Source organism: Microcystis sp. LEGE 08355, assembly GCF_015207185.1.
In the GTDB taxonomy this organism is placed as follows: domain Bacteria; phylum Cyanobacteriota; class Cyanobacteriia; order Cyanobacteriales; family Microcystaceae; genus Microcystis; species Microcystis panniformis.
In genome coordinates, this window is sequence record NZ_JADEXI010000761.1 from 1 (window position 1) to 1,879 (window position 1,879).

Consider the following 1,879-nt stretch of genomic DNA (forward strand, 5'->3'; position numbering starts at 1 on the left):
CTAACGGCCACCGAGAAAATCTTCACCAGATAAGTATTTTTACTCAAGTCTCTGGAGGGGGACAGCTTATGTGACAGTTGAGGGTGCGGAATGTGGGTTATAATATCATACAAATCTCGATTATGCAAGGATTTGGCTTTTCTGGTTTCTGTGTGGAAACGAGGTCTACAATGATAGTTTATTTATTCACAAAAATAGCCCTAAAAGTCTTTCCCAGTAAACATTTCAGAATTTGATCGGCAAAAATTATCACACAAAGTCGAGAAGAGCCAAGATAATTTTAAGAAAAATACATCTTTGATCTGCTTGGATTTTCCTAGAATAGAACCAAGCTCTGGTTTAATTAATTTTTTAGCCTATATTAACAAAAAAATAATCTAAAACTAATAAATAATTTATAGTTTCTTGATTTAAGTAATCAATAATTAATTCAAACTATTCTATTGATAACTAGATAGTTTCTCAAAATTACTCTAGTCCTTTAGTTTATGGATAGAGGGAGTTTTTGTCTATTTTTCGCCCTTGGCCGTCACCTCAAATTTGATTGAGGCGGAATTTTTCCCCACTGTGCCAATGGATATAAACAAATAAAAATGGTGTCAGTAGGGAAAAAGCTCACCCCTAGGATTCCTGTAAAAAAATTAATTCAGCCGGTGTTACCGCTCCTTTTTCCGTGATGATAGCGGTGATTAAAGCGGCGGGAGTAACATCGAAAGCGGGGTTATAAAAGTTAACATCTCTAGGGCAAAGGGTAGTTGTCCCCACCTGATAAATTTCGGCACGATCGCGCTGTTCGATCGGGATACCCGTACCATCCTTAAGGGAAAAATCCACCGTCGATAGCGGCGCGGCCACATAAAAAGGCAGATGATGAGCTTTTGCCAGCACTGCCAGGGAATAGGTGCCGATTTTGTTAGCCGTGTCCCCATTGGCCGCAATGCGATCGGCCCCAACGATCACCGCATCGATCAGTTTTTGCTGCATACAGTGGGCCGCCATGCTATCGGTGATCACGGTGACGGGAATTCCCTCCCGCAGACATTCCCAGGCGGTTAATTTTGCCCCTTGCAGCCGCGGCCGGGTTTCGTCTGCATACACTTGTATTAATCTCCCTGCTGTCCAAGCGGAACGAATTACCCCTAAAGCAGTACCATAACCGGCCGTGGCTAGGGAACCAGTATTACAGTGGGTTAAAATTGTCAGTTTTTCCGGTTGCTCCGGCAGCGCCAATAAACCATGGTGACCGATCGCCCGACAGGTTTCCACGTCTTCTTTTTGGATATTTTGGGCAGTTTCAAGGAGATTTTTGGTAATTACTGCCACTTCTGGGCTACTTTCCCTGGCCACTTTTAACATTCGCTCGATCGCCCAGAATAAATTCACCGCCGTCGGCCGGGTTTGGGCTAATCGATCGGCTATTCTAGTTAAATCAGCCAGAAATTCCTCTGTCTGGTCGGTGGTAATTTCCTGCGCTCCTAAAACCATACCATAGGCAGCCGCTACTCCGATCGCCGGAGCGCCGCGGACAATCATCGTTTCGATCGCCTGGGCCATGGCTTCACTGCTGGTGATCTCAACTTCCCCATACTCCATGGGTAAACGGGTTTGATCGATCAGCCAAACTTTGTTATCTTGCCAACGCACGGGATAGATCGAGTTACTCTCGCAAGTGGTTGTGGTCATAAACATTTTTAGATTGAGAATTGGCCAAATTTACCACATAGACTTCTTGCCTAATTAATTTTTGAGAGTTCAAAAATGACAAAAATAGACATAAAACTGCATAAAATCCCTAAATGGGGCATTTAATTGATTATTTATTATTCATTCCTAATTCTCCTGACTACTGGCTCCTGACTTGAAAGAGGGTGTGGGGTGT

General features: G+C 43.5%; 1 protein-coding gene. It reads right to left on the reverse strand.

Features of this window, described 5'->3' with window-relative positions:
* Positions 1–621: 621 nt before the first annotated feature.
* Positions 622–1,683, reverse strand: coding sequence for an S-methyl-5-thioribose-1-phosphate isomerase (gene mtnA, locus IQ242_RS23775; protein WP_193961650.1), 1,062 nt, complete (start codon positions 1,681–1,683; stop codon positions 622–624).
* Between the last annotated feature and the right edge of the window lie 196 nt (positions 1,684–1,879).

Coding starts and splice junctions, on each gene's coding strand:
- mtnA (WP_193961650.1), bottom strand. CDS start 1,683: ATGACCACAACCACTTGCGAGAGTAACTCGATCTATCCCGTGCGTTGG.